General features: G+C 74.5%; 29 protein-coding genes. 13 read left to right on the plus strand and 16 right to left on the minus strand.

Features of this window, described 5'->3' with window-relative positions; translation table 11 throughout:
• Window positions 1–88 precede the first annotated feature (88 nt).
• The 3 genes from BUB17_RS14765 (at window position 89) to BUB17_RS14775 (ending at window position 2416) form a co-directional block, all read left to right on the plus strand.
• Window positions 89–610, plus strand: a complete 522-nt coding sequence (locus tag BUB17_RS14765) for a DinB family protein (RefSeq protein ID WP_072919235.1) — start codon at window positions 89–91, stop codon at window positions 608–610.
• A 97-nt stretch (window positions 611–707) separates the two neighbouring features.
• Entirely contained in the window at window positions 708–1232 is a 525-nt protein-coding gene (locus BUB17_RS14770; RefSeq protein ID WP_072919248.1) for a MarR family winged helix-turn-helix transcriptional regulator, read from the plus strand.
• On the plus strand, window positions 1229–2416 hold the full coding sequence (locus BUB17_RS14775; RefSeq protein WP_072919250.1) for an MFS transporter: 1188 nt from the start codon (window positions 1229–1231) through the stop codon (window positions 2414–2416). The genes BUB17_RS14770 and BUB17_RS14775 overlap by 4 nt, the downstream gene beginning before the upstream one ends.
• A gap of 73 nt (window positions 2417–2489) precedes the next feature.
• On the opposite strand, the gene BUB17_RS14780 is transcribed toward BUB17_RS14775, so the two are convergent.
• Window positions 2490–3443, minus strand: coding sequence for a hypothetical protein (locus tag BUB17_RS14780; protein ID WP_072919252.1), 954 nt, complete (start codon window positions 3441–3443; stop codon window positions 2490–2492).
• Between the two features lie 96 nt (window positions 3444–3539).
• Between BUB17_RS14780 and BUB17_RS14785 the strand changes: the two genes are divergently transcribed.
• Window positions 3540–4013, plus strand: a complete 474-nt coding sequence (locus tag BUB17_RS14785; protein ID WP_072919254.1) for an SRPBCC family protein — start codon at window positions 3540–3542, stop codon at window positions 4011–4013.
• Between the two features lie 93 nt (window positions 4014–4106).
• On the opposite strand, the gene mgrA is transcribed toward BUB17_RS14785, so the two are convergent.
• Window positions 4107–5138, minus strand: coding sequence for an L-glyceraldehyde 3-phosphate reductase (mgrA, locus tag BUB17_RS14790; protein WP_072919256.1), 1032 nt, complete (start codon window positions 5136–5138; stop codon window positions 4107–4109).
• 93 nt (window positions 5139–5231) lie between these two features.
• Here mgrA and BUB17_RS26885 point away from each other — a divergent pair, with 93 nt between their 5' ends.
• Entirely contained in the window at window positions 5232–5387 is a 156-nt protein-coding gene (locus BUB17_RS26885; protein WP_175561372.1) for a hypothetical protein, read from the plus strand.
• A gap of 35 nt (window positions 5388–5422) precedes the next feature.
• Here BUB17_RS26885 and BUB17_RS14795 read toward each other — a convergent pair whose 3' ends face one another.
• On the minus strand, window positions 5423–5926 hold the full coding sequence (locus BUB17_RS14795) for an SgcJ/EcaC family oxidoreductase (protein ID WP_072919257.1): 504 nt from the start codon (window positions 5924–5926) through the stop codon (window positions 5423–5425).
• Window positions 5926–6459: a MarR family winged helix-turn-helix transcriptional regulator gene (locus tag BUB17_RS14800; RefSeq protein WP_072919259.1), complete on the minus strand. Its 534-nt coding sequence runs from the start codon at window positions 6457–6459 to the stop codon at window positions 5926–5928. The genes BUB17_RS14795 and BUB17_RS14800 overlap by 1 nt, the downstream gene beginning before the upstream one ends.
• A 263-nt stretch (window positions 6460–6722) precedes the next feature.
• On the opposite strand from BUB17_RS14800, the gene BUB17_RS14805 reads away from it, so the two are divergent.
• A complete protein-coding gene (locus BUB17_RS14805; protein ID WP_072919260.1) occupies window positions 6723–7541 on the plus strand; it encodes an alpha/beta fold hydrolase in 819 nt (272 codons plus the stop codon).
• A 127-nt stretch (window positions 7542–7668) separates the two neighbouring features.
• On the opposite strand, the gene BUB17_RS14810 is transcribed toward BUB17_RS14805, so the two are convergent.
• Both BUB17_RS14810 and BUB17_RS14815 read right to left on the minus strand, forming a co-directional pair.
• Window positions 7669–8154 (minus strand): maleylpyruvate isomerase N-terminal domain-containing protein, encoded by a 486-nt coding sequence (locus BUB17_RS14810; RefSeq protein ID WP_072919262.1) that lies wholly within the window; start codon window positions 8152–8154, stop codon window positions 7669–7671.
• Window positions 8151–8792, minus strand: coding sequence for an ATP-dependent Clp protease proteolytic subunit (locus tag BUB17_RS14815; protein ID WP_083606347.1), 642 nt, complete (start codon window positions 8790–8792; stop codon window positions 8151–8153). Before BUB17_RS14815 ends, BUB17_RS14810 begins: the two co-directional genes overlap by 4 nt.
• A 220-nt stretch (window positions 8793–9012) precedes the next feature.
• Between BUB17_RS14815 and BUB17_RS14820 the strand changes: the two genes are divergently transcribed.
• Entirely contained in the window at window positions 9013–9762 is a 750-nt protein-coding gene (locus tag BUB17_RS14820; RefSeq protein WP_072919264.1) for an alpha/beta fold hydrolase, read from the plus strand.
• A 6-nt stretch (window positions 9763–9768) separates the two neighbouring features.
• On the opposite strand, the gene BUB17_RS14825 is transcribed toward BUB17_RS14820, so the two are convergent.
• Window positions 9769–10320 carry a dihydrofolate reductase family protein gene (locus tag BUB17_RS14825; protein WP_072919265.1) on the minus strand — a complete coding sequence of 184 codons (552 nt, stop codon included), beginning with the start codon at window positions 10318–10320 and terminating at the stop codon, window positions 9769–9771.
• Between the two features lie 125 nt (window positions 10321–10445).
• On the opposite strand from BUB17_RS14825, the gene BUB17_RS26890 reads away from it, so the two are divergent.
• From BUB17_RS26890 to BUB17_RS14840, 4 genes are all read left to right on the plus strand, one after another.
• Window positions 10446–10628, plus strand: a complete 183-nt coding sequence (locus BUB17_RS26890; RefSeq protein WP_175561371.1) for a hypothetical protein — start codon at window positions 10446–10448, stop codon at window positions 10626–10628.
• Window positions 10592–10927: a GNAT family N-acetyltransferase gene (locus tag BUB17_RS14830; protein WP_208983409.1), complete on the plus strand. Its 336-nt coding sequence runs from the start codon at window positions 10592–10594 to the stop codon at window positions 10925–10927. The genes BUB17_RS26890 and BUB17_RS14830 overlap by 37 nt, the downstream gene beginning before the upstream one ends.
• Before the next feature lie 273 nt (window positions 10928–11200).
• Window positions 11201–11650, plus strand: a complete 450-nt coding sequence (locus BUB17_RS14835) for a hypothetical protein (RefSeq protein WP_072919267.1) — start codon at window positions 11201–11203, stop codon at window positions 11648–11650.
• A gap of 246 nt (window positions 11651–11896) precedes the next feature.
• Window positions 11897–12820 carry a ketopantoate reductase family protein gene (locus BUB17_RS14840; RefSeq protein ID WP_072919269.1) on the plus strand — a complete coding sequence of 308 codons (924 nt, stop codon included), beginning with the start codon at window positions 11897–11899 and terminating at the stop codon, window positions 12818–12820.
• Here the strand turns inward: BUB17_RS14840 and BUB17_RS14845 are convergent.
• The 5 genes from BUB17_RS14845 to BUB17_RS14870 all read right to left on the minus strand — a co-directional run bounded on the left by BUB17_RS14845 (window position 12814) and on the right by BUB17_RS14870 (window position 17347).
• The gene (locus tag BUB17_RS14845) at window positions 12814–13428 is read right to left on the minus strand and encodes a GDSL-type esterase/lipase family protein (RefSeq protein WP_072919271.1); all 615 of its coding nucleotides are present in this window, start codon (window positions 13426–13428) and stop codon (window positions 12814–12816) included. The two genes, BUB17_RS14840 and BUB17_RS14845, sit on opposite strands and share 7 nt — an antisense overlap.
• Before the next feature lie 46 nt (window positions 13429–13474).
• A complete protein-coding gene (locus BUB17_RS14850; RefSeq protein ID WP_072919272.1) occupies window positions 13475–14116 on the minus strand; it encodes a DUF1801 domain-containing protein in 642 nt (213 codons plus the stop codon).
• 172 nt (window positions 14117–14288) lie between these two features.
• Window positions 14289–15110 carry a SemiSWEET transporter gene (locus BUB17_RS14855; protein WP_175561374.1) on the minus strand — a complete coding sequence of 274 codons (822 nt, stop codon included), beginning with the start codon at window positions 15108–15110 and terminating at the stop codon, window positions 14289–14291.
• A 116-nt stretch (window positions 15111–15226) separates the two neighbouring features.
• Window positions 15227–16438 (minus strand): MFS transporter, encoded by a 1212-nt coding sequence (locus BUB17_RS14865; protein ID WP_072919351.1) that lies wholly within the window; start codon window positions 16436–16438, stop codon window positions 15227–15229.
• 150 nt (window positions 16439–16588) lie between these two features.
• The gene (locus BUB17_RS14870; RefSeq protein WP_083606348.1) at window positions 16589–17347 is read right to left on the minus strand and encodes a DNA alkylation repair protein; all 759 of its coding nucleotides are present in this window, start codon (window positions 17345–17347) and stop codon (window positions 16589–16591) included.
• A 624-nt stretch (window positions 17348–17971) separates the two neighbouring features.
• Here BUB17_RS14870 and BUB17_RS26895 point away from each other — a divergent pair.
• Complete coding sequence (locus BUB17_RS26895; protein WP_175561375.1) at window positions 17972–18115, plus strand: hypothetical protein; 144 nt, start codon at window positions 17972–17974, stop codon at window positions 18113–18115.
• A 669-nt stretch (window positions 18116–18784) separates the two neighbouring features.
• Here BUB17_RS26895 and BUB17_RS14875 read toward each other — a convergent pair.
• The 4 genes from BUB17_RS14875 to BUB17_RS28250 all read right to left on the minus strand — a co-directional run bounded on the left by BUB17_RS14875 (window position 18785) and on the right by BUB17_RS28250 (window position 24083).
• The gene (locus BUB17_RS14875) at window positions 18785–21643 is read right to left on the minus strand and encodes a vitamin B12-dependent ribonucleotide reductase (RefSeq protein ID WP_072919278.1); all 2859 of its coding nucleotides are present in this window, start codon (window positions 21641–21643) and stop codon (window positions 18785–18787) included.
• Window positions 21644–21723: 80 nt separating this feature from the next.
• A complete protein-coding gene (gene nrdR, locus BUB17_RS14880) occupies window positions 21724–22275 on the minus strand; it encodes a transcriptional regulator NrdR (RefSeq protein ID WP_072919280.1) in 552 nt (183 codons plus the stop codon).
• A 385-nt stretch (window positions 22276–22660) separates the two neighbouring features.
• Window positions 22661–23311 (minus strand): hypothetical protein, encoded by a 651-nt coding sequence (locus BUB17_RS14885; protein WP_141243031.1) that lies wholly within the window; start codon window positions 23309–23311, stop codon window positions 22661–22663.
• A 130-nt stretch (window positions 23312–23441) separates the two neighbouring features.
• Window positions 23442–24083 (minus strand): LysM peptidoglycan-binding domain-containing protein, encoded by a 642-nt coding sequence (locus tag BUB17_RS28250; protein WP_141243032.1) that lies wholly within the window; start codon window positions 24081–24083, stop codon window positions 23442–23444.
• Window positions 24084–24380: 297 nt separating this feature from the next.
• Between BUB17_RS28250 and lexA the strand changes: the two genes are divergently transcribed.
• A complete protein-coding gene (gene lexA, locus BUB17_RS14895; RefSeq protein ID WP_072919283.1) occupies window positions 24381–25172 on the plus strand; it encodes a transcriptional repressor LexA in 792 nt (263 codons plus the stop codon).
• Window positions 25173–25258: the final 86 nt, after the last annotated feature.

A 25258-nucleotide genomic window follows, 5' to 3' on the forward strand; every position in this document is an offset into this window, starting at 1 on the left:
AATCCTGACTGGTATTGAGGTCAGGATGTGGCACTTGTCCGGCCTAGCGTCGTCCTCGACAGGAACGAGACCCGGAAAGGCGGATCCCATGGACACCACGACGACCCTCACCGGCGAGCGGGCGGACCTGCTGGAGGCGCTGGCCGCGCACCGGCACTTCCTCCGGTACACCGTCCAGGGCCTCACCGAGGAGCAGGCCCGGCTGCGGCCGACGGCCAGCGAGCTCACTCTCGGCGGGCTGGTCAAGCACGTCGCGCACCAGGAGGCCGGCTGGGTGGACTTCATCGTGGACGGCCCGGCCGCCATGGCCTCGGCCACCGACCCGGAGCAGATGGCCACGTGGGCCGAGCAGTTCCGGCTGGGCCCCGACGAGACGCTGGACGGCGTGCTGGCCTCCTACGAGGAGGCCGCGCGGCGCACCGACGAGCTGGTGCGCACCCTCCCCGACCTCGACGCGTCGCACCCGCTGCCGGAGGCGCCGTGGTTCGAGCCGGGCGCGACCCGCTCGGCCCGCCGGGTGTTCCTGCACATCGTCGCCGAGACCGCCCAGCACGCCGGTCACGCCGACATCCTGCGGGAGACCCTGGACGGCCAGAAGACGATGGGCTGAGCTCAGGGCTCCGGCCGCCGAGGCGGCCGTCCGGAACCGGACGGCCGCCGACCACGCTGGGATGCACATATGACTGAGTCAGTCATAGAATGGTGGCATGGAGCGGCTGACGAACCTGCTCGGCGCCTTCGCGCTGGCGGTCGCCGATCGGGTGGCAGCAGCCACCGAGGCGGCATGCGGTGCGGGCGGCGCCGCGGCTGCCGTCCTCGTGCACCTGAGCCGCCATCCGGAGACCTCGGTGTCCGACCTGGCCGCGGTCGTGGGCGTGGGCGGCTCCGGCGGCGTGCGCCTGGTGGACCGCCTCGCGGCCCAGGGCCTGGTCACCCGGGAGCCGAGCCCCACCGACCGGCGCACCGTCCTGCTGCGCCTGACCGAGACGGGCACGGAGACGGCCCGGCGGGTGCTGCACGCCCGCGAGGAAGCCGTGCGCCAGACGGTGGAGGCCCTCGGGGCGGACCAGCGCTCGGCGCTGGAGCGCCTGCTCCCGGACCTCGTGACCGCCCTGCCGGGCAGCCGGACGGAGGTCCTGCGCACCTGCCGCCTGTGTGACGTGGCCGCCTGCCGGCAGGAGCCGGGCTGCCCGTTGGACTGCTGGCCACCGGACGGCGGCGGACCGGCGTGAGCGGCGTCCCGGCCGTCCGCGCGCCGGATGCCGAGCGGATCCCACCGTGGGCGCTGATCGGGTCGGGACTGGCGGTGGTGGCGGTCGCCTTCGGCCTCGCGCGCTACGGCTACGGACTCCTGCTGCCGCAGATGCGGACCTCCCTGGACCTGTCGCTGGGCCAACTGGGCGCCATCGGCGGCGCGGGGTACGGCAGCTACCTGGTCGCCTCCCTGGCCTGCCCCGCGCTGCTGTCCCGGTGGGGGCCGCGCAGGACCGTGCTGGCGGGTGGGGCGTCCGCCGTCGCCGGGATGGCGGTGTGCGCCGCGGCCACCGGCCCGCTGACCCTGGGGGTCGGCGTCCTCGTCGCCGGCGCGAGCCCGGCTCTGGTGTGGCCTCCCTACGTGGCCGCGGTCGAGGCGCACCTGGCCGCGGACCGCCGGGCACGCGCCCACGGGGTCATCAACTCCGGCACCGCCTACGGGGTCGCCCTGGCCGGGCCGGTGAGCCTGCTCGCCACCGGATCCTGGCGGGGAGCGTGGGCGGCCTTCGCCGCCGTGGCCCTCCTGGCCACGATCTGGGCGGTGCGCACCCTGCCCTCCGGGGTCCACTCCACCGCCGGCGCCCGCGGTGCCGGGAGCCTGGTGGCGGTGGCACGGGAGCAGGGGAGGCGGCTGCTGCTGGCCGCGTTCCTCGTCGGTCTCGTCGCGGGCAGCTACTCGACCTTCGGTGTCGAGGTCGCCACCGCGCAGGCGCCGCTGGGCGAGGTCAGCGGCGGGGTCTTCCAGACCCTGGTCGGGATCAGCGGCGTCGCGGGCGGACTGGTCGGAGCGCTGCTGGCCAGGACCTCGCTCCCCCGCCTGCTGGCGGCAACGGCGTCGACGCTCGCCGCGTCCTGCCTGCTCCTGGCCGCGGCGCCCGGCCTCGTCCTCGTCTCGGCGGTCCTCTACGGCGCGGGCTTCATCGCGATCATCGGGCTGCTCCTGATCTGGAGCAACGCCCTCGTCCCGCGCGCCCCCGCCACCGGGATCGTCACCGCCATGCTGGCCATGGCCCTCGGGCTGGTCGTCGGCCCGCCCCTGGCCGGCGTCGTCGCCGGGGCGGCCGGTCTTCCCACGGTCTTCGTCGCGTGTGCACCACTCGCGGCGACCGTCGGGCTGCTGCACCCGGCGCGACGTCGTTCCTCTCCTCCCGGACCGGCGTGACCATCGGCGGGTGTCCACCGCCCCCGGCGTGTCGAGCAGCCACCCGTCGACGACCACCGGCGGGACCCGGAGGTCAGCCCTCCTCGAGCGCGCGGAGCGCGGCCAGCGCGTGGTCGCGGGCGGCGGCGGCCTCGGTGGCGTGCCGCTCCGCGGTGCGCCGGTGCCGCTCGGCCCGTTCGAGCTCTTCGGCGGTCCGCGCGGCCTCCTCCTCGGTGCGGGAGAGCTCGTCGGCCAGCTCCGCTCCCCGCGCCTGCAGGTCGGCCCGGCGGGCGTCGAGGTCGTCGACCCGGTGCCGCTCCTCCTCGGCCGCGGCGACGGCCTCGGCGGCCAGCGCGGTCGCCTCCTGCGCCGCGCGGCGCGCCTCCTCGAGCTCGCGCCGGCGGCGCTCCTCGGCCGCCCGCCGTGCCTCCTCCTCGCGCCGTCGCGCCTCCTCCGCGGCCCGCCGGGCGTCCTCGGCGCGGCGCCGGCGGGGAGCCGCGGTGCCGTCGCGCGTCGTGGGGGCCTCGCGCCGCTCCGGTCGCGGCGACACCAGCCGCAGCGCCGGCCGGGTGCCGGTCGTCCCCAGGCCGCTGTAGGACATCGCCCCGGTGAGCCGGCCGGACAGCAGCCCCGCGCCGGCCTCCGGATCGGCCATCGCGGCGCGCAGCGTCTCCGCGACCTGGGTCTCCACCGTGCTGCCCACCCGCATGCCGTGCTCGCGGGCCAGCGCGGTCGCCCGGCGGGTGAGCGCGGTCAGCAGCTGGGAGCGCTGGCGGTCCAGGGCGCGCAGCTGGTCGCCGGCCAGCTCCTCCTGCGCCTGCCGCAGCAGGTCGCCGAGCTCGACGAGGCCCTCGATCTCCGCGCGCTGCTTCCGCACCAGCAGGTTGCACACCCACGCCGCGGCGGTCGGCTTGGGCAGCGCGCCGATCTCCCGGGCCAGGGTCCGGTTCCCTGCGCCCCGGGCGTCGTCCTGGCGCTGCGTGCGCACCGCGACGAACTCGTCGGGCAGCACCGCGTACAGCTCGTCGGCCACCTCGTCGAGGTCCACGGGCGCCTCCTCGCTGCCGGGTGCTGCGAACTCGTGGTGATCGCGGCGCGATCACCACGAGTTCGTAGCACTCGACGGCTCAGGCGGCGCGGCACCATGACGGCCGTGACCACGACCAGGGTGAGCCGTTCCCTGCGGGCCGCGCGCGCCACCGTCTACCGCGCCCTGCTCGATCCCGTCGCCGTCGCCCACTGGAAGGTGCCCGAGGGCATGACGTGCGAGGTGCACGAGTTCGACGCCCGCGAGGGCGGCACGCTGCGCGTCTCGCTCACCTACGACGCGCCGGGGCCGCAGGGGAAGACGACGGCGCACACCGACACCTACCGCGGCCGCTTCGTCCGCCTGGTGCCCGACGAGCTGGTCGTGGAGGTCGACGTCTTCGAGGCCGCCGACCCTGCGCTGCAGGGCGAGATGACCAGCACCATCACGCTGGCCGACGCCGGCGACGGCGGTACCGAGCTGACCGCCGTCCACGACGGGGTGCCCGACGCCGTGGCCCCCGCGGACAACGAGCTCGGCTGGCGGACGGCGCTGGACCGGCTGGCGGCCCTGGTCGAGCGCGACGCCTGAGAAGGAACCCCCTGCCTCCGGCCCCGTCCAGGGCACCGCCCTGAGCTCGCGAAGGGCGGGGAGGACGGGGTCCTTCGACCTGCAGGGGGCCGTTCAGGCCGTCCGGGGGGCCTCCCAGAGGTCGATGCCGGAGTCGACGGCGTGCTGCTCGATCGCGGCGAGCTCGTCGTCGGAGAAGTCCAGCCGCTCGAGCGCGCCGACGTTCTGCTCCAGCTGGCCGACGCTGCTGGCGCCGATGAGCACGCTGGTCACCCGCGGGTCGCGCAGCGCCCAGGCCAGCGCCATCTGGGCCAGGCTCTGCCCGCGCTGCTCGGCGATGCCGTCGAGCGCGCGGACGTGCCCGAGCGCCTCCTCGGTGAGCAGGTCGGCCGACAGCGACTTGCCCTGGCTGGCGCGCGAGCCCTCCGGGACGCCGTCCAGGTACTTGCTGGTGAGCATCCCCTGGGCCAGCGGGGAGAACGCGATGCAGCCGGCGCCGACGTCCTCGAGGGTGTCGAGCAGTCCCTCGGTCTCGATCCAGCGGTTGAGCATCGAGTACGAGGGCTGGTGGATCAGCAGCGGCGTCCCCAGGTCGGCGAGGATCTCCGCGGCCTTCGCGGTGTCCTCGGGCGAGTACGAGGAGATGCCGACGTAGAGCGCCTTGCCCGCCTGGACGGCGCTGTGCAGCGCGCCCATCGTCTCCGCGAGCGGCGTGGTCGGGTCGGGCCGGTGGGAGTAGAAGACGTCGACGTACTCCAGGCCCATCCGGGCCAGCGACTGGTCGAGGCTGGACAGCACGTACTTGCGCCCGCCGCCGCCCTGGCCGTACGGGCCGGCCCACATGTCGTAACCGGCCTTGGTCGAGATGACCAGCTCGTCGCGGTAGGGACGGAAGTCGTCGGCGAGGTGCCGGCCGAAGTTGACCTCGGCGCTGCCGTAGGGCGGTCCGTAGTTGTTGGCCAGGTCGAAGTGGGTGACGCCGAGGTCGAAGGCGCGGCGCAGGATGTCGCGCTGCCGGTCGAACGGGACGTCGTCACCGAAGTTGTGCCACAGGCCCAGGCTGACCGCCGGCAGGTCCAGGCCGCTGCGGCCGGTGCGCCGGTAGGTCATCGAGTCGTAGCGGTCATCAGTTGCGGAGTAGGCCATGGTCGGCATCCTGCCCGGCTCGCGGGGGCCCGAATCCGGCCGCCTGCCGCCTACGCTGGCGAGGTCGGCGGCCCACTGCTCCGGAGGTGCACCGTGCTGCGAATCATCGGCTTCCTGCTGGTCGTCTGGCTGGTCGTCACGGTCGTCGGCGCGGTCCTCGAGGGGCTGTTCTGGCTCGCCGTGGTGGGCCTGGTCCTGTTCGTGCTCACCGCCGTCGTCGGCTGGAACAAGCGGGACACCCGGGTCTGAGCCCCTAGCGGGGCTCGTGGCCGCAGCGCTCGCGCTCACCCCCCGCCGAGCGTGTGGCCGACGCCCAGTGCGCGGGCCACCGCGGTCAGCGCCCGGGACATCCGGGACGGCACGGACGCCGGGCCCGGGATGGTGACCGGCCGGACCCGACCGTTGTGCAACGCAGCGATCCGCCACGCGCCGCCCTCCTCCACGGCGATCAGCGTCTGACGCGAGAGCCGCCGTCTCGGCAGGCTCGAGCGCCAGGGCATCAGCACGGAGCCGGTCGCGTGCAGAACCGCGACGCCGGGTCGCAGGTGACGGACCGACTCGACGCGGCCGACGAGTGCCGAGCCGCTCAGCACGCCCGTGAACAGCCGCTGGTGGTTGTCGACCATCGCCCGGCGCCCGCGCGCCTGCGTGCCGTCGTAGGAGACGTAGTCGCTGTCCTCGGTGAAGCAGTCCCCGTAGGCGGCCGCGTCTCCGGCCGTCCAGGCGGCGCACATGCGCTCGAACAGCTCGTGCAGCGCCGCGTCCGCGTTCCTCTCGACGACCGTCATCAGGCGTCCTCCTCGGCTCGTTCCGGGTGGGTGGGTGCGCGACTGGAGGCGCGGGCTGCGCCGACGAGGAGCGCCCGGGCCCGGAGCCGGCTCGCGCACGCCGCCAGCTCGTCCGTCGCGCGGGACAGGAACGTGAGCACCGCGTCGACCTGCTCGCGGGTCATCCCGGCGGTGAGGCGGTCGAGGTCCGGCCCGTCCTCGGCGAACACGGCGGCGACCTCCTCGACGCGCTCCGGCACGGGCCGGAGCAGTTGCCGTCGTCCGTCGGCCGGGTCCGGACGGCGGTGCAGGAAGCCGGCCGCCTCCAACCGGGCGACGACACCGGTCACCGCACCGGTGGTGAGACCGGTCATCCTGGCGAGCCGGCTGCCGGTGAGCTCGCCGTGCTGCAACAGCAGGTCGAGGCACTTGTGGTCGGAGGGCCCGAGGCCGAGCCGCTCTGCGACGGCGTGGTGGTACAGGACGGTCGCCGTGCTGTGTCGACGCGCGGCCCGCGCCAGCTGCTCACGTCCGGAGTCGACAGGCTGGCTCATCCCGCTCCTCGATATCGCTTAGGAGATGAGCGAGTATACGACTCAACCAAGTGGGTCCGTCAAGCCTCACGAGAGGTCGCGAGAACCCGAGCCGATCGGGGTCGGCGTCGATCGTGATCCGTCCGGTGGCGACGACAGGCCTGGGAAGCGACGCCGGACGCTGCCGCCGGTGAGGGTCCGAGGACCCCTCCGACCTGTGCGGCCGGCGAGGAGGATCGCCGCAACGGGGACCCCGTCCGCGCACTCCGGAGGGAGGGGCTGCGATGCCCTTCTTCGATGGCTCCCGTGGCCGCATCCACCACGAGGCATGGCTGCCCGACGGCGAGGTGCGCGCCGTCGCCGTGTTCTGCCACGGCGGCTTCGGCGAGCACCTGGGCCTCTACGAACCCCTGGGCCGTCGGCTGGCCGCCGACGGCATCGCCGTGCACGCACTGGACGCCATCGGCCACGGCCGCAGCGACGGCGAGCGCGACCTGATGCTCTCCTGGGACGACTACGTCGACGACGCCCGCACCCTCGCCGGGCTCGCGCCGACCCGGCACCCGGACCGCCCCCTGGTGCTGATGGGGCACTCTGCCGGTGGTGTGGCCGCCCTGCTGCTGGCCCAGCGGTCCCCGCAGCTGGGGCGGGCCCTGGTGGTCTCCGCGCCGCCGGCCCAGCCGCTGCCGTGGGTGCAAGAACTGGCGGACGAGGACGTCGACGAGGTCGACGCCCCCGATCCGGCCGAGGCGTTCAGCACCCACCCCGAGTACCTGGACGCGCTGCGGAACGACCCGCTGGTGCACCGCGGCCCGGTCCCGCCGCAGACCATCGAGGCGCTGATGCGGACCTGGCCCGAGATCGCCGCGGGAGTGGCCGAGGGCCGGCCGTCGGTCCCGACCCTGTTCCTGCACGGCGAGTCCGACCCGATGGTCCCGGTCGAGGACTCGCGGGCCCTGGTCGCCCGGCTGCCCCGGGCGACGCTGCGCACCTTCCACGGTGACCTGCACGACGTCCTCAACGAGCACGACCGGGACGCGGTGCACGACGTCGTGGCCGAGTTCGTGCTCGCCCAGGTCCGCCCGGCCGCCGTCCGGACCTGAGCTGCACCCCGCATCGGTGCGAGACCGGGCCCGCCTCGCCGCGGTCGGCACCTGCCGGTGGCGAGCAGCCCCGGCGTGGCCGCCGCACGGACGCCGTCGTGTCCTGCGCGTGACCGCCGTCGTCGGTTCAGCCCGGCGACCCGTGCGGTCGGCGCCCGAGGGCCGCCAGCAGCCGGTCCTGCGCCGGTGCGTCGTCCGGCACGGGGACCGGCGGGCCGTACATGCCGCTGGCCTGCAGCTGCCCACCGAGGGCGAGGACCCCGGGCAGCAGGGCCTGCACCGCGTCGGGATCGAGGTCGGCCGGGCGTCCGGTCGCCGTCGCCAGTGCCGAGACGGCCGCCTGGTGGGCGCGCCGCCACGAGCCGGCGCGGTCCCGACCGGCGAGCGCGCCGAGTGCCTCCAGGCCGGTCACCGGTGCCCGTGGGTCCTCCCCGGCGAGCATCGCGAGCACCTGGCCCTGCGCGTCGACGAGGTGGCCCACCAGGTGGCGGGCCGACCAGCCGGAGCAGGGCGTGGGCGCGTCCCAGCGCTCCGCCGGGACGGCCTCGACCACGGCGCCGAGCCGGTCCAGCGCACGGAGATACCGCGCGACCGCGTCGTCCGGCCGGGTCACGGGGCGGCGACCGGGTTGTCGGCCACGGGCAGCCCTGCGGCCGAGGCGACGACGTGGTCGACCAGGCCGTAGTCGCGGGCCTGCTCGGGGGTGAACCAGCGGTCGCGGTCGGAGTCGCGCTCGATCTGCTCGACGCCCTGCCCGGAGTGCTCGGCCTGCAGCTCGTTGACGTCCCGCTTGAGGCGCCGGAGCATGTCGGCCTGGATGGTGATGTCCGACTGCGTCCCGCCGACCCCCGCCGAGACCTGGTGCATCATGATCCGCGTGTGCGGCAGCGAGAACCGCTTGCCCCGCGTGCCCGCGGTGAGCAGGAACTGGCCCATCGAGGCGGCCATCCCGAACGAGTAGGTCGCCACGTCGCAGTCGATGAAGCGCATGGTGTCGTAGACGGCCATCCCGGCGCTGACCGAGCCGCCCGGTGAGTTGATGTACAGGTGGACGTCCCGGTGCGGGTCGTCGGCCGACAGCAGCAGCATCTGCGCGCAGATCTGGTTGGCGATGTCGTCGTCCACCTGGCTGCCGAGGAACACGATGCGCTCCCGCAGCAGTCGGTCGTAGACGGCGTCGTGCAGCGACGCGTGCCCGTTCCCTGCCTGCAGGAACGGGCTGTGCGCGCTGGTGGTTGTGGTGGCGTGCATGGGCCGATCCCTTCCGTGGACTGGTGACCGGAGTCAAGCAACACGCAGGGCCGAATGCGTCATTGAAATGGCGTATTCAGCCGGTCGCGCAATTCTTGTGCCGTGGGCGAAATGGTCTTGACCGCGCCTCCTCGTCTCCGCCCCGGACGTCCGGTGTCCCCGTCCGCTCCCGGTCTGGTACAGGCTGCGGACCTGTTCCGGCACCGCAGCGGAGGTTCCCGTGACGACTCCACCCACCGTCCTCGTGCACGGCAACCCCGAGACCCCGGCGCTGTGGGACCCGCTCGTCGCCTGCCTGCAGCGCGACGTCGTCCGGCCGGCCCCGCCCGGCTTCGGGGCACCGCTGCCCGCGGGCTTCGGGGCGACGATGCCCGACTACCGCGACTGGCTGATCGGGGAGCTCGAGCGGATCGGCGAGCCGGTCGACCTCGTCGGCCACGACTGGGGTGGCGCCCACGTGGTCACCGTGGCGATGGCTCGCCCGGACCTGCTGCGCAGCTGGGTCAGCGACGCGGTCGGCATCTTCGACGCGGACTACGTGTGGCACGACCTGGCACAGGCGTGGCAGCAGCCGGGTGTCGGTGAGGAGTCGATCGCGCAGATGCTGGGCGGCAGCCTCGCCGACAAGACCGCGCGGCTGGTCTCGTTCGGCTTCCCGCCGGACACCGCGGACCAGATGGCCGCCGGGCAGGACGAGGACATGGGCCGGGCCGTCCTGGCGCTCTACCGCTCGGCCGCCCAGCCGGCCATGGCGGAGGCGGGCCGGTCGCTGGAGGCCGCTGCCGCCCGGCCGGGGCTGGCCCTGCTCCCCTCCGAGGACGCCTTCGTCGGCTCCGACGCGCAGCGGCGTCGCGCGGCGGGTCGCGCCGGTGCCCGCGTCGAGGTGCTCGACGGCCTCGGCCACTGGTGGATGGTCGAGGACCCGCAGCGCTCGGCCGCCGTGCTCGAACGGTTCTGGGCGACGCTGTGACGCCGGTCAGCGCACCACGCGGAACCGCAGGCTGGTGCGCGCGCCCGCCTCGTCGACGCCGAGCTTCTCCAGCACCAGCGGCGGCGTGCCGTCGAACAGCCGGAGACCGGCGCCGAGGAGGACGGGCATGACGTCGACGTGCAGCTCGTCGACCAGCCCCGCCGCGAGCAGCTGACGGTTCACGTCGACCCCGCCGACGACGCTCACGGCGCGCTCCCCCGCCGCCTCGGCGGCCTGCGCGACGGCCGATTCGATGCCGTCGGTGACGAAGGTGACGAACAGCCGCTCGTTGCGCTTCGGCGCGACCGGCGGCGGCGTGTGGGTGACGACGAAGATCGGCACCTGCAGCTCGTAGCTGTCGGCGTAGCCGTCCGTGTCGCCGGCCATGTCGAAGGTCCGCCGGCCCATCAGGACCGCACCGGTCTGCTCCTGCAGCGCCTTCACGTAGGCCGAGTCCTGCAGCTCGGCCAGATCCGGGTAGAGCGCGTCCGTGCTGCCGTTCTCGTCCTGGACGAAGCCGTCCAGCGACACCGTCATCCCCGCGACGACCCTGGCCATCGGCCCTCCCGTCCTCGTCGTCTGCACGGGAGACCGGCCGGCCGGCGCCAACTCATCGCCACCCGTGATCAGCGCGGTGACCGGGACCTCGGAGCCCGTCACCTCCCATCCCGCAGACTCGGCACGTGACCACCATCCGGACGGCGACGAGGGACGACGAGCGCCTGCTGGCAGCGCTCGACCGCATGACCTGGTCGCCGGCCGTGGCTCCCGGGCCGCTGTGGGACGAGCACGCCGACTTCTTCGCCAAGGACCCCCGGAGGACGTCCTCGTGGCCGAGCTCGACGGCGCGGTGGTGGGCTACGTGAAGCTGCGCCGGCCGACGGACCTGCCGTCCCACCGGCACGTCCGCCAGGTGAACGGACTGGCGGTCGACCCGGCCTTCCAGCGGCGCGGCGTGGGCCGGGCGCTGCTCCTCGCCGCGATCGACGAGGCCCGGCGGCGCGGCGCCCACCGGCTCACCCTGCAGGTGCTGGGCACGAACCCCGGCGCGCTCGCGCTGTACACCGGCTGCGGCTTCGAGGTGGAGGGGGTGCGGCGCGGCGAGTTCCTCCTGGACGGTGAGTACGTCGACGACGTCCTGATGGCCGTGCACCTGGGCGAGTAGCCGGCGCCTCGGTCGTCGAGGAGGCGCGCCCCACGTGCGGCGGCGCGCCGCTGCCGCTCGCGCTCCCGTGCCCGGCGGCGCGGGGCCGGCCATCAGGGCGCGGACGGCCACCACCACGCGGACCGCGTGGTCGGCGACCGGCTGGACGTGCCTCGGGCTCCCGGGGCGAACGGGGCGCGTCCTGGTGCGGGCCGGGTGGGGAGGCATGCCCGTCCCCACCAGCCGGCCGGTCCGCCGGCCGTCGCCGGGAGCCCGGGCGCGAGACTGCACACCGTGACGGACGAACGGTGGACGACGACCGAGGAGATCGCGGCCGCGCGCGAGCGGCTGGAGAACGCGATCGAGGGCTACGAGCGCCCGGCGGCCTACGCGGTCGGCCTGACCGCGGACGGCGACGCCACGGCCGAGGAGGTGTTCCCGCGCGTCAACCGCGGCGCCAACTTCCTGCCCGCGGTCGTGCTGGCGACGGTGTGCGGCCACGTCCGGGGGACGGCGACGTACCTCCTCGACGAGCAGCGCCTGCAGGAGGCCATCGACCTGCTGCGCCCGGCCGAGGCGTGCACCGTCTACGAGCACCCCAACCTCGCCGTCTGGCGTCAGGTCCGTGCCGAGGTCGCAGACCGGCCGGGCGCACAGGTCGTCGCGGTCTTCCTCGGCGACCTGGAACCCTCCTCGACGGAGGGCCGCTACGAGCGGCTGCTGCGGGAGGCTGCTGCCGGCTGAGGTCACGTCGGGACGCCACTCGGCTCAGCACGGGGGTGGGGTGGTGACCGCGGTGAGCCCGGTGGATGTGGTGACGGGTGCCTGGTGGTCGCCGCGGTGGTCGCTGGTGCAGTAGCCGGCCAGTTCCGCGCGCTGGGCGTCGGTGGCGGCGGCGAGTGCAGCCAGCGCGTCGGGTGCGGCGTCGACCCGCCCCGCACGGTCCGGCGTTCGTATCGGTGCAGTTCCACCCGGCCGGCGTCTGCTTGCATGTCCGCCGTGACCGACGAACAGGACGCCCTGACCGGACTGCACGTGGCGGTGCTCGGCCCCGGCGGGGTCGGCGGCCTGCTGGCAGCGCTGCTGGCCCGCGCCGGCGCGGCGGTCACCTGCCTGGCGAGCGCGGGGACGGCGGATCGGCTGCGGACGGCGGGCGTGCGCGTGCAGAGCGGGCAGTTCGGCGACTTCACCACCCCGGTGGACGCCGCCGAGCGGCTGACCACCCCCGTCGACGTCGTCTTCGTGTGCGTCAAGGCCACCCACCTGGACGACGCCCTGGACCGCGTGCCCGCGGACGTCCCGGGCGACGCGCTCGTCGTGCCGCTGCTCAACGGCGTCGAGCACGTCGGCCTGCTGCGCCGTCGCTACCCGGAGGCCGGCGTCGTCCCGGCGACGATCCGCGTCGAGAGCACCCGCACCGAGCCGGGCGTCGTCCAGCACGGGAGCCCGTTCGTGACCGTCGACCTCGTCGCCGTGGGCGGGCTCGAGCAGCGGGTGCGGCGGCTGGCCGGGGCCCTGCACCAGGCCGGCGTCACCACGCGGGTCGGGGACGACGAGCAGGCCGCACTGTGGAGCAAGCTGAACTTCCTGGCGCCCCTGGCCCTCCTCACCACCGCGGCGCAGGCGACCGCCGGCGAGGTCCGCGAGTCCCGGCGGGAGGACCTGGTCGCGATCGTCGGTGAGGTCGCCGCCGTCGCCCGCGCCGAGGGAGCGCCCGCCGACGAGGAGCAGGTCGTCGACTTCTTCGACGGCGTCCCCGCGGGCATGCGCTCGTCGATGCAGCGGGACGCCGCCGCCGGCCGGCCGATCGAGCTCGACGCGATCGGTGGCGCGGTGGTCCGCGCGGCCACCAGGCACGGGATCGCCGTCCCGGTCACCGCCCGCTACGTCGACGAGCTGCGCGCCCGCTACTGAGCCGCGACCTGCTCGGCCAGCCACCGCAGGAGGACCGGCTCGACGAGCGCGGCCAGACGGCCGTAGCCGCGGGTGGACGGGTGGTACGCGTCGCCGGCGCCGACCTCCTCGATCCACACCGGGTCCGCGGCCAGCCCCGTCGTGTCGACGAAGGGGATGCCACGTGCAGCACACAGCGCCGCCATCCCGGCGGTGAGGTCAGCGGCCCGGGCGCTCTCCCCCGCATCCGACACCGGCGGCGGACCGACCACCAGCGCCGGCCAGCCCCGCACGACCGCCCCGTCGAGCACCTCGGTCAGCGCGGCCAGCGACCGCTCCGGCGCCACTCGCGGGTGCCCGTCGTCCAGGACGACGTCGTTGAGGCCGATCGCGACGACCACGCCGTACCGGTCGCCGTCGCGCAGCCGCCACGACGCCTCGGCGAGGAACCGCCGGGCCACGTCGACGGAGGTGTCCCGGCGCACGCCGAGGACGTAGCCGGTCAGGTCCCAGCCCGCGCGGCGGGCCGCCGCCCCGACCCGGCCGACCCAGCCCACGCCCGTGGGGTCGCCGACGCCGGCGGTGAAGGAGTCACCCAGGAAGCAGGCCCGCACGTCGAGGGCGGCCATCACGACACCGCGGGACGTCGCCGCGCAGGTCGGCCGCGCTGCGGTGTCACGGGGGATGCAGCGACGGCGAGCGGGACGACCAGGACCGCGGACATGAGAGCAGCATAATCATGCGTTGCCCTGCATGATCATCAGACCGGCGTCCGTGTCCCGTGCCGGCGGGGCATGCGTGGAGCCAGGGTGCCGCGCACCGACGCGCCACCTCCATGGCGTCCTGCCCGGCCCGCCGTACGCCGTCGCGCGATGAGGGCCTCGCGGCGGCCTGCTCACAGCCCCTCGGCGTGACCTCTTCCACGCGCGTCGCCGGGCCGGCTGCGGTCGAGAGCGGCCAGCCGCTCCGCGCGGGCGGCGCGCAGCAGCGGCACAGCCGGGGATCGCCGAGGTCCTCGGCGCTGCGCACGGTGAGCTTGCGGAACGCCTTGCCGGTGCCGTCGAGCAGGCCGCCGTGCTCGAGGGACGCGTCGCGGTTGAAGCCGAGGTTCAGGTGCCGGGCGAACGTCGCGAGGTAGGCGTAGTGCTCGCTGTTCTTGGCCGGGCCGACGCCGTACCCGACGGTGCCCTGGTGCGGCCACACGACCCGGACGACGTCCGGGTCCACCTCCCGGACCAGCTCGTCGGCCGCGCGCACCAGGTCGGCGACCCCGGGTCCGAGCCGGGCCAGCAGGACGTCGAGGTCGCCGGTGCTCACCCCGGCACTGTCCCACCCGTGGCCGGCCCCCTCCGCACCGTGGCCCCGTGACCACCAGGGACGACGTCCAGGCCGCGGGGCAGCGCACCGCCGGGCTGGTGCGGCGGACGCCGGTCGCCGTCCGGAACGCCGGCCCTCCGGTCGGGTGCCTGCACGCCGGAACTGACGGGGTTCAGGCGGCGGCCGCCAGCGCCCTGCGCGGGGCCGCCGCCGGACACAGCCGGACGACGGGAGCGACGGGGGCCGCCGGCCGCCGGGTGCGCAGGACCACGCAGGTGGCGACGGCGCAGACCAGGCCGAAGCCGGCCGACAGCCAGACCGTCGGCTGGTCGAGCAGCCAGCCGTAGGCGGTCCAGGAGGCGCAGGAGCCGGTGCCGAGGTACCAGCGCGCCGGGGACATGCCGGACAGGTCCTGGCTGCGGTCGAGGAGGATGCCCACCAGCTGGGGCAGCGCGGCGACGATGCCGACGACGGTGGCGACCGCGGCGAGCGCGGATGCGACCGGCGCCGCGTCCGCACCGAGGAGGACGGCGGCGACGCTGCCCGCGACGAGCGCGGCGAGGGCCGCGGCTCCGGCCGCGGTGCGCACCAGGACCCGCACCGAGCGCGCGTGCGGCCGGGTGAGGAGCAGGGCGGCGAGGACGGCGGTGTTGCCGGCGCCGACGACGGCGTGGGTCGCGATCTGCGGGGCGTCGCCGACGAGGAGGCCGAAGGTCAGCCAGCACAGGTTGAGGCCGACAGCGAGCCAGCCGGCCGTCGGGGAGAGACCGAGGGTGCGGCCGTGCCGGCAGGAGAGCCAGACCTGGGGCCAGACGACGGTGATGCTGAGGGCGGCCGCGAGGGAGCCGAGGGCGGCGATCATGGTGGAGCGGGGTTCCGTTCGGGTGGGGCGGGATGGGCGCGGCCACCGGCGGGCCGAGCAGCCGCACACCGGTTCCGGGCGCTCGTCGGTGAGCGGCAGCCGGATGGCTGCAGGGATGACCGGAGAAGTCATCGGCGCCCTCGTCCCGTGACGGGAAGCGATCCGGCGTGATCGTCCTGTGACCTCGCTCATCACCGTGGCCGGGCCGCCACGCGACCCTCGGCGACGCCGCGGTGAGCCGGTGCGGGCTAGCCGCGGACGGCCGCGCCGGATGTCCGCGGGAGGGTGAGGGCGGCGCCGAGCCCGGCGGCCAGCACGGCCGTGGTGACGGCGAAGGCCGCCTGGTACGAGACGACGTCGGTCAGCCAGCCGGCCACGAGCGGTCCCACGATGGCGCCGAGGTCGGCCGACATCTGGAACACCGCCACCACCCGGCCGCCGCGGGCCGGGCTGACATCGGCGACCAGCGCCGCCGGCACGCTGGCGAGGAAGGAGGCGGCCAGACCGAAGAGCGCCATCGACAGCAGGAAGACCCACAGCAGGGGCGGCAGGACCAGGGCCGCCATGGAGGTCGTGGCCAGCGCGGCGCCGAGGACGAGCGCGGGACGCCGTCCCCACGTGTCGGCCAGGCGCCCCGACCGCAGCAGGCCCAGCGCCTGCGCCACCGAGCCGGCGAGCAGCCCGGCGCCGGCCCAGGCGACGGTCCGGCCCAGTTCCTCGGTGACGTACAGGGGCACCAGCGAGTTGCGGACGCCGAAGAGGACCCAGCCCACGCCGAGGTTGGCCACCAGCGCCGTCAGGTAGACCCGGGAGCGCAGGGCCGTCCGCAGGCCGACCGGGTCGGCGGCGAGGCCGGGTCCGGTCGCCGCGGGTGCCGTCGAGCGCTGCGTCGTCACGGACGGTCGCAGCAGCACCATGGCGACCGAGCCGGCGAGCAGCAGGAAGCCGGCGTAGAGGAAGAAGGGCAGGCGCGGGGACAGCTCGGCGAGCAGCCCGCCGGCCGCCGGACCGGCGATCCCGCCGAGGATGAACCCGCCCTGCCACGTGGCCGCGGCGCGACCGCGGTGCGAGGGCGGGGCCACCCGCAGCAGCAGCGACAGCGCGGCGACGGTGAACATGGCGCTGCCCACGCCGCCGGCCGCCCGGAGGGCGAGGAACAGCGGGAAGGACGCCGCCAGACCCGCCAGGCCGGTGGTGACGGCGACGATGACGAGGCCGGCGGACAGGACGGTCCGCTCGCCGAACCGCTCGACCAGGGAACCGCCGCCGAAGGCGGAGACGAAGCGGAAGAACGCGAAGGCACTGATGGCGAGCCCGACGGCCGTCGTCCCGACGCCGAAGGACCGGGCGAACAGGGGGATGGCGGGTGCGACGATGCCGAAGCCGAGCGCGACGACGAAGGCGACGACGGCGAGGATGCCGACCTCACGGGGCAACTCCCCCTGCCCCCGCCACAGCACGTCCTGGATGCTCGCACGGCGGCCACCCACGCCCGTCGAGGGGCCGGGACCCACGGCGGAGCAGAGGTGCCGCCTGCTGCAGCCGTCGTCACGGCCCAGACCGTCGACCGGCGGGACACCGACCGGCTCGCATGAACCCAGGCCGGGCGATCAGACCCGCCCGGCGAGGTAGTCGCGGCGCCGGTCCGCGGGTAGCCGTTCGATCGCGTACCGGAGCATCGTGCGCGGCATCCGCCGGTAGCGCGGCCCGAGGAACGCCTCCGCGCAGGCGCGGTCCCGGTTGGCGACCTCCCGCAGCATCCAGCCCACGGCCTTCTGCACCAGCTCCGCGGGGTCGGTGAGCAGCCGGTCGGCCAACCGCAGGGTCGTCTCCGGACGACCCGCCCGGACGCCGGCGAACGTGGCCATCACCGCGATCCGGCGGTCCCAGACCGACGCCGACGCGGCCAGCTCGTCGAGCAGGGCCCAGTCGTCGGCGCGGTCGCGGAGCAGCAGCCAGGGCCCGAGCAGGTACGGCGCCGAGGCGTCCACCAGGTCCCAGTTGTCCACCCGGTTCCGCCGGGCGAGGTAGAGCTCCACGATCCGGTCGCGCTCGTCGTCGTCCGCCCGTTCGAAGCGGTGCACGAGGACGAACATCGCGGTGAGCCGCTCCTCGTGCCACGGGCTCCCCAGCAGCTCCTCGACGCCGGCCGGCGTCGTCGCCGCGGCGTGCCGCCGAGCGATCCGCCGCTGCGGTGGTACCGCGATCCCCAGGAACCGGTCGCCCTCGCCGTAGCCGCCCGGCCGCGCCTGGAAGTAGCGGGCCATGCCCGCGGCCCGCTCCGGGTCGGCCAGCTGGGCCAGCTCGGTGCGGATCACCGCGGCGGCCCCGACCTCAGGCCGGGTGCGCCCGCGCGAGGTGTCGGTCACGGCGCCTCCTCGGTGCCGGCGCAGGGCGGCGCCCTCGTGCTGGCTGAGGGTAGGGCAGCACCCGCCCGCCGATCGGCTCCGACGGCCGTGGCCCGGGACCCGGCTGCGGCGTGAGCATGACCGCGGGCCGAGTAGACGTCCCGCCGGCCGGGTTCAGCCGCTGTCGGGGCGAGCCTCACCCGCCGCTCGCCAGGTCATGCCCGGAAGAGCACCACTCCCTCGCCGTCGCGAGCTCCAGGGATGGAGGTCGCCGTGGATGAGGTCGAGGTGGCCGGCTCCGCATCGGCTACGAACGCGCGGGCACGGGCCGCCGCTGGTCCCTGCACGGGTTCGCGGGCGATGCGCGCGGCACCTGGGGTCGCCGGCTCGAAGCACTGTCCGAGGACTTCACGGTGGTGGCCTGGGACGGGCCGGGCACCGGCCGGTCAGCCGATCCACCAGGTTGGTTCCGCCTGCCGGGCGTCGGTCATGTCAGTGCGGTCGAGGCGCCCCAGCGGTGCAACGCTGCGATCCGCGGGATTCTCGGCGGGGCCGGTCCTTGATCTGGGTCATGCCGCGACCGCCGCGAGCCCGCTCCAGGGTCCTCCAGGGCGTAGCGTGTGCTGCCTGCCGAGGGGAACCGCCATGACTGACAAGTCACCGCACGACGCTCACTCCGCGAAGAAGTCCGGAAAGGCGATCAAGGCCAAGCGCAGCGAACGCAGGGAGAAGGAGCAGGCTGCGGCGCAGATGCAGCAGCTGATGCACCCGAGGAAGCAGAGCCGCTGACGGCGCCGTCGGGGCCCACCGCCGCTGACGAACCAGCACCGGTGCTGGAGCCGCGAACCTGCGACGACCGGTAGCCGCATGAGCGAGCGGGCATCCTGATCGGGCCGATCGGACGTCCGACGGGACCCGGTCCAGACCGGCTGCGACAGCCGGCGCCCGTCCTGCGCATGCGGCCGTCCAGCGATGGACGCGACCGGCTGCTCACAGCCCGCGCCTGCGGTCCGCGTGACGACGGCCGACACAGGTGACGTCCGCCAGCGACTCCACAGCCAAGGGCACCTCGCCGCCGTGCCCCGACGTCTCGGTCACGGAGCTCGTCGACGGCCGCTCCCGGCACCGCGGAGCACGGCGGCGCGGTTCGCGCAGTACCGGTGCGGGGCGGCACTGATCCCGCCCGGCGCGCTCCGCGGCCACCGACGGCCCAGCAGTTCGACCTCCCCGGGAACTCGACGAGGACCTCCTGCCGCCACGCCACGCACTCACTGAGGGCGCCGAACGTCGACGGGCCCCACCGGAGGAACGCGACCGGCCCGGCGCCCTCGCGTAGGGCACCGGGCCGGTGACGTGCTGCCAAGCCGTGGAATGTCGACCCCGACGAACCCGTGACGCTCCGGTCCGAGATCAGGACATCCGGGTCCGGCTCAGCGGGACATCCGCTGGCTGACTACATCAGCTGCAGCCGCTGGTGGAGCCGCAGCCCTCGCAGACGTAGCAGCTGCCGGCCGGGCGCATCTTCGTGCCGCAGGTCATGCACAGCGGCGCGTCGGTGGCGGTGCCGGTGACCAGCTCGAGCAGCTCGGCCGAGGAGTGGGCCTCCTTGACCGGCTCCGCCTTCGGCTCCGGCTTGGCAGGCGCCTCGGTCGGGGCCGAGCTGCGCAGCGCCTCGAGGTCGACCTCCTCTTCCTCGACCACCGCAGCGGTCGACGCGGAGGAGCCGTAGCCCGACACCTGCGCGGCCCGCTCCTCGGCGCTGAAGATGCCGAGGGTGGCGCGGGTCTCCACCGGCAGGTGGTCCAGCGCCAGGCGGCGGAAGATGTAGTCCATCACCGACTGGGCGATCCGGATGTCCGGATCGTCGGTCATGCCGGCCGGCTCGAACCGCATGTTGGTGAACTTCTGGATGTAGGTCTCCAGCGGCACACCGTGCTGCAACGCGATCGACAGCGAGATCGAGAAGGCGTCCATGACACCGGCCAGGGTGGAGCCCTGCTTGCCCAGCTTGAGGAACACCTCGCCGAGGCTGCCGTCCTCGTACATCCCGGCGGTCATGTAGCCCTCGGCGCCGGCCACGCTGAACGACGTCGTCATGCTCTGCCGCTTCTTGGGCAGCCGGCGGCGCACCGGGTGCGACGTCGTGACGACCGGCGCGGCGGCCTCGACCTTGGGGTCGGCCTTCTTCGCCTTGGCATCCGACAGCGGCTGGCCGACCTTGCAGTTGTCGCGGTAGATCGCCAGCGCCTTGAGACCGAGCTTCCAGCCCTGGAAGTAGATGTTCTCGACGTCCTCGACGGTCGCCGTCTCGGGCATGTTCACCGTCTTGCTGATCGCGCCGGAGATGAACGGCTGCACCGCGGCCATCATCCGGACGTGGCCCATCGGGGAGATGGCCCGCTCGCCCATCGCGCAGTCGAAGACCTCGTAGTGCTCCGGGCGCAGGCTCGGAGCATCGACGACGTGGCCGTGCTCGGCGATGAACTCGACGATCGCCTCGATCTGCTCGTCCTGGTAGCCCAGGCTGCGCAACGCCCGCGGGACCGTCTGGTTGACGATCTGCATGGAGCCGCCGCCGACCAGCTTCTTGTACTTGACCAGCGAGAAGTCCGGCTCGATGCCGGTCGTGTCGCAGTCCATCATGAAGCCGATCGTGCCGGTGGGGGCGAGCACCGAGGCCTGCGCGTTCCGCCAGCCGAAGTCGGCGCCGAGCTCCAGGCACTCCTGCCACTGGGCGGTCGCGGCCCTGAGCACGTCGGCGTCATCGGCGCCGACCGGGCGGATGGCGTCGTTGGCTGCGGCGTGCTTGCGCATGACCCGGGCGTGGGCGTCGGCGTTGCGGGCGAAGCCCTCGTAGGCGCCCACGATGCCGGCCAGCTCCGCCGAGCGGCGGTAGGCGGTGCCGGTCATCAGCGAGGTGATCGCCGCGGCGAGGGTCTGGCCGCCGCGCGAGTCGTACGCGTGGCCGGTGGCCATGAGCAGGGCGCCGAGGTTGGCGTAGCCGATGCCCAGCTGCCGGTAGGCCCGGGTGGTCTCACCGATCGGGTCGGTCGGGAAGTCCGCGAAGCAGATCGAGATGTCCATCGCGGTGATGACCAGCTCGACGGACTTGACGAAGTTGCGGCTGTCGAACGTGCCGTCGTCCTTGAGGAACTTCATGAGGTTCAGCGACGCCAGGTTGCACGAGCTGTTGTCCAGGCTCATGTACTCCGAGCAGGGGTTGGACGCGTTGATCCGCCCGGTCTCGGGGTTGGTGTGCCAGTCGTTGATCGTGTCGTCGTACTGGATGCCCGGGTCGGCGCACTCCCAGGCGGCCTGGGTGACCTTGCGGAACAGCTCCTTGGCGTCGACGGTCTCGATCACCGAGCCGTCCATGCGGCCGCGCAGCCCGAAGTCCGTGCCGTCCTCCACCGCGCGCATGAACTCGTCGGAGACCCGGACGGAGTTGTTTGCGTTCTGGTACTGGACGCTCGTGATGTCCTTGCCGCCGAGGTCCATGTCGTACCCGGCGTCGCGCAGCGCGCGGATCTTGTCCTCCTCGCGCGCCTTGGTCTCGATGAACTCCTCGATGTCGGGGTGGTCGATGTCGAGGACGACCATCTTGGCCGCGCGGCGGGTGGCCCCACCGGACTTGATGGTGCCGGCGGAGGCGTCGGCGCCGCGCATGAAGCTGACCGGGCCGGAGGCGGTGCCGCCGGAGGAGAGCAGCTCCTTGGAAGAGCGGATTCGGGAGAGGTTCAGGCCGGCGCCGGAGCCGCCCTTGAAGATGAGCCCCTCCTCCCGGTACCAGTTGAGGATCGAGTCCATCGTGTCGTCGACGGCGAGGATGAAGCAGGCGCTGACCTGCTGGGGCGCGCTGGTGCCGACGTTGAACCACACGGGGCTGTTGAAGCTGAAGTACTGGTGCAGCAGCATCCAGGTCAGCTCGTGCTCGAAGACCTCGGCGTCGCCCTCGGAGGCGAAGTAGCCGTGCTCCCGGCCGGCCGCGCCGTAGGTCAGCACGACCCGGTCGATGAGCTGGCGCAGGCTGGTCTCGCGCTGCGGGGTGCCGACGGCGCCGCGGAAGTACTTCGTGGTGACGATGTTGGTCGCGTTGATGCTCCACTCGGCGGGGAACTCCACGCCGCGCTGCTCGAAGTTGATCGAGCCGTCCCGCCAGTTCGTCATGACGACGTCCCGACGCTCCCAGGTCACCTCGTCGTACGGGTGCACCCCGGCGGTGGTGAAGACACGCTTGACCTTCAGGCCCTTCCCCCTGGTCGGCGCCTTGGCGGCGCGACGCGTACGACCCGACAAGCGATCCTCGGTCTCGGTCACGGAGCTCTCCCTGTGTCGTGGGCATGCGGCGGCTGGGGAAGAGAGCCGCCTGTTGTTGTAGCGGGTGGTGCTGACAGTTCTCAGGTGGCGGCGGCGCTGCCGCCGGAGGCGGCCTGGCCGCGCCCCCCACCCCGCCGGCGGGCCGGCGGGTCCTGCATGCCGGGCAGCGGCGGGGTGCCGGCAGCGACGTGCCGGGCCCGCAGCTCGGTGATCTCCTTCTCGAAGTCCTCGAGCGAGGTGAACGCGCGGTAGACGCTGGCGAAGCGCAGGTACGCGACCTCGTCCAGCTCCCGCAGCGGCCGCAGGATGGCCAGCCCCACCTCGTTGCTGGGGACCTCCGCGGCACCGGTGGCCCGGATGGCGTCCTCCACCTGCTGGGCGAGCTGCTGCAGCTGGTCCTCGTCGACCGGCCGCCCCTGGCACGCCCGGCGGACGCCGGCCACCACCTTGCTGCGGTTGAACGGCTCGCTCACGCCGCTGCGCTTGACGACGGCGAGGACGGCCTCCTCCACCGTGGTGAAGCGCCGCCCGCACGCGGGGCACGACCGGCGGCGACGGGTGGTCGCCCCCTCGTCGGCCTCGCGCGAGTCGATGACCCGGCTGTCGGGGTTGTGGCAGAAGGGGCAGCGCACGGACTCTCCCCTCCGGACACGCCCGCTGCGGGCTCCGCCCGGGTGCCGCGGGGACCGCCGGAGCGGCCGGTGCGACAGAGCCGGGAGGCCGACTGTGGACCTCCCTGGGGACATCCGGTGGACGTCGTGGGGAGGACCTGAGGATCGGCCTGTGGACGGACTTACAGCAGTGCAACTACTAGATGTAGGGGAACCCTAGGCCGGGCTCTACTAGATCTGCAAGCCGGAACCCACGGCGCGTCGTCCGCCGAGTCGACATCGTGACCACCGGCGCGCACTCGTCACACCCGCCCCGGCGACACGCCGCAGAAGGCACCGCAGCGGTCGCGCAGCGTGCTGGAGGGTGTGACGAGTGACGGGCCGAGAGGCCCCGGAGGCGGTCGCGTCAGGTGCGCAGGGCCGCGTCGGGGCGCGCGAGGCGGGGACGGGACACGCGGTCGCCGAGCCGCATGGGGCGGGTGAGGCAGTCGACCTCCGTCGCACGCGGCATGAGCACCGTCGCGTCGGCGGTCTCCGCCTGCGGCGTCCCCGCCGGCTGCGTCGGTGCGTCGGTCGCGCGGTGGCGGCCGGCCACGGCCGAGGCCCGGTGACGGCCGGCCGACTGGCCGGCGGGGACCGCGGGCATCTCGGCGCTCACGTCACCGCCGTGACGACGGCGCCGGCGCACCGGAGCCGGCGCCGGGAGGACGCCGGCCACCCGCTGCTCACGGGCAGCAGCCTCGCTCAGCGACAGCAGCGGGCCGGCCGAGGCTCCGGGGAGCAGCTCCTCGGCGAGACCCGCGAAGGGGTCGACACCGGCGTCCGGGACCAGCGCCGGAGCGGGGCGGGTCACCGGCAGGCGGACCTGGGCGAGGTCGGTCCAGGTCTCGCGGTCGGCGCCGTCGACGGTCACCCGCACCCAGACCTCGCAGACACCACTGCCGTCGTGCCGCCAACCCAGCAGCGACCCCGGCCACCAGGCGCCCTCGAGACACACCTCGACGCTCTGCGACTGCTGGGTGAAGACGGCGGCCCGGCTGCCTGACATCGCTGACACGACTCCGACCGTAGATCCGCCGCCGGTCACAGTGCGTCAACGACTCGGCACGACGGATTGACGAACATCAGCACCGCGTCTTGTCGCTCCTCGACCTCGGGCGTCGCTGCACGAGGCGGGAACGGACCGGTCAGGGCAGCTCGAGGACCTGCCCCGGCACGACGACGGAACCCTCGAGGTCGTTGAGCTCCTCGATGGCGTCGACCACGACGCGCACGTCCTGGCCGCCCCCGGCCACCTCCCCCGCGATCGACCACACCGTGTCCCCCGGCTGGACGACGACGCTGCTCTCACCGGCCAGGCGCAGCCCCCCGTCGACCCCGTCGACCAGCGGGGCGATCGACGCCCCGAGGGCGACGGCGGCGCCCAGCGCGAGCGCGGCGGCGAACCGGCGCCCGCGGCGGGTCGGCCGCACGGAGACCGGCACCGGTGCCCACCCGCCGCGGACGGCACCTCCGGCGGGTGCGGACCGCAGCGGCCGACCACCCGGGCGCGCCGGGTCACGACGGGTGCGGGGCGCGGCGGTGTCCGGACCGGCACCGCGCGGCCCGGGCGCGGCCGGGCAGTCGGGGACCGGCCGCAGGTGCCCGGCCACCCGGGGGCCGGCACCCGGCAGGACGGACCGCGCCGCCGGCCCCGCCGCCCGAGCGGGCCCGGCCGTCGCAGACCCGGACCCGGGGGCACCGCCGACGGCCCCCGGCTCGAGCAACGGCCGCCACGGGACCCGTACTGCCGCGTCGAACTCCAGCACGGCCTGCCGCACGTTCGCCATGACCACTCCTCCTCGCTCCCCGGGCCGGATCGAACACGCGTTCGATCGAACGTCCGTTCGATGTCTACCGCATCTCGCCGACGGGGTCGACCCGGCGCCTCGCGACTGTTTCGAACACACGTTTGAAGTACCGGCGCCGAGGCGCTACCGTCCGGACCAGCACCCGTCCGCCGTCGCCTCCGGGCGCCGGCGGGGCCGGGCCGGACGCGGGCTCCGTCGAGAACCGCGCCCGGCCGCGGCGCCTCCGGCGGGCGCAGGACACCAGGGCCGTGGCGACACGGCCGGCGAGGAGGAGACGTGGCGGGCACGAGCGGGACGTCGGGGAGCGGGGTCCGGGGCGGCGGCACCTCGTCGCGGCGCACGTCCGGGAGCCGGGCCGGCGCACCGGAGCCGGCCGAGGCGGCGTCGGTGCGCACCTTCCCCGACCGCGGTGAGGCCGGGGACGGGCTCACCCAGCGGCAGCGGCGGGTGCTCGAGGTGATCCGTGACTCCATCGAGCGGCGCGGCTACCCGCCCTCGGTGCGCGAGATCGGCGAGGCCGTCGGGCTGTCGTCGGCCTCCTCGGTGGCCCACCAGCTCAGCGTGCTGCAGAAGAAGGGCTGGCTGCGCCGCGACCCGAACCGGCCCCGGGCGCTCGACGTGCGCCTGCCCGGCGACGGCTCCGGCGCCCCGGCGCCCACGGCGGTCACCCCGGCTGCAGCCGAGGTGAGCCCCACCCCGACCTACGTCCCGCTGGTCGGCCGGATCGCCGCCGGTGGCCCGGTGCTGGCCGAGCAGGCCGTGGAGGACGTCTTCCCCCTCCCCCGTGAGCTGGTCGGCGAGGGGACGCTGTTCATGCTCAAGGTCACCGGTGACTCGATGGTCGAGGCGGCCATCTGCGACGGCGACTGGGTCGTCGTGCGGCAGCAGCCGACCGCGGAGAACGGCGAGATCGTCGCCGCCATGATCGACGGCGAGGCGACGGTGAAGACCTACAAGCGGCGCGACGGGCACGTGTGGCTGCTGCCGCACAACCCCGCGTACGAGCCCATCCCCGGGGACGACGCCACCGTGCTGGGCCGCGTCGTCACGGTGCTGCGCCGGGTCTGAAGAAGGACCCCGTCCTCCCCTTGAAGGATCCCTTGCCCCCCGCCACTCGCAGGCTCGCGCCAGGCCCCGTCCCAGAGGCTCGCCGC

The sequence above is a fragment of the Geodermatophilus obscurus genome (assembly GCF_900143215.1).
Classification (GTDB): domain Bacteria; phylum Actinomycetota; class Actinomycetes; order Mycobacteriales; family Geodermatophilaceae; genus Geodermatophilus; species Geodermatophilus obscurus_A.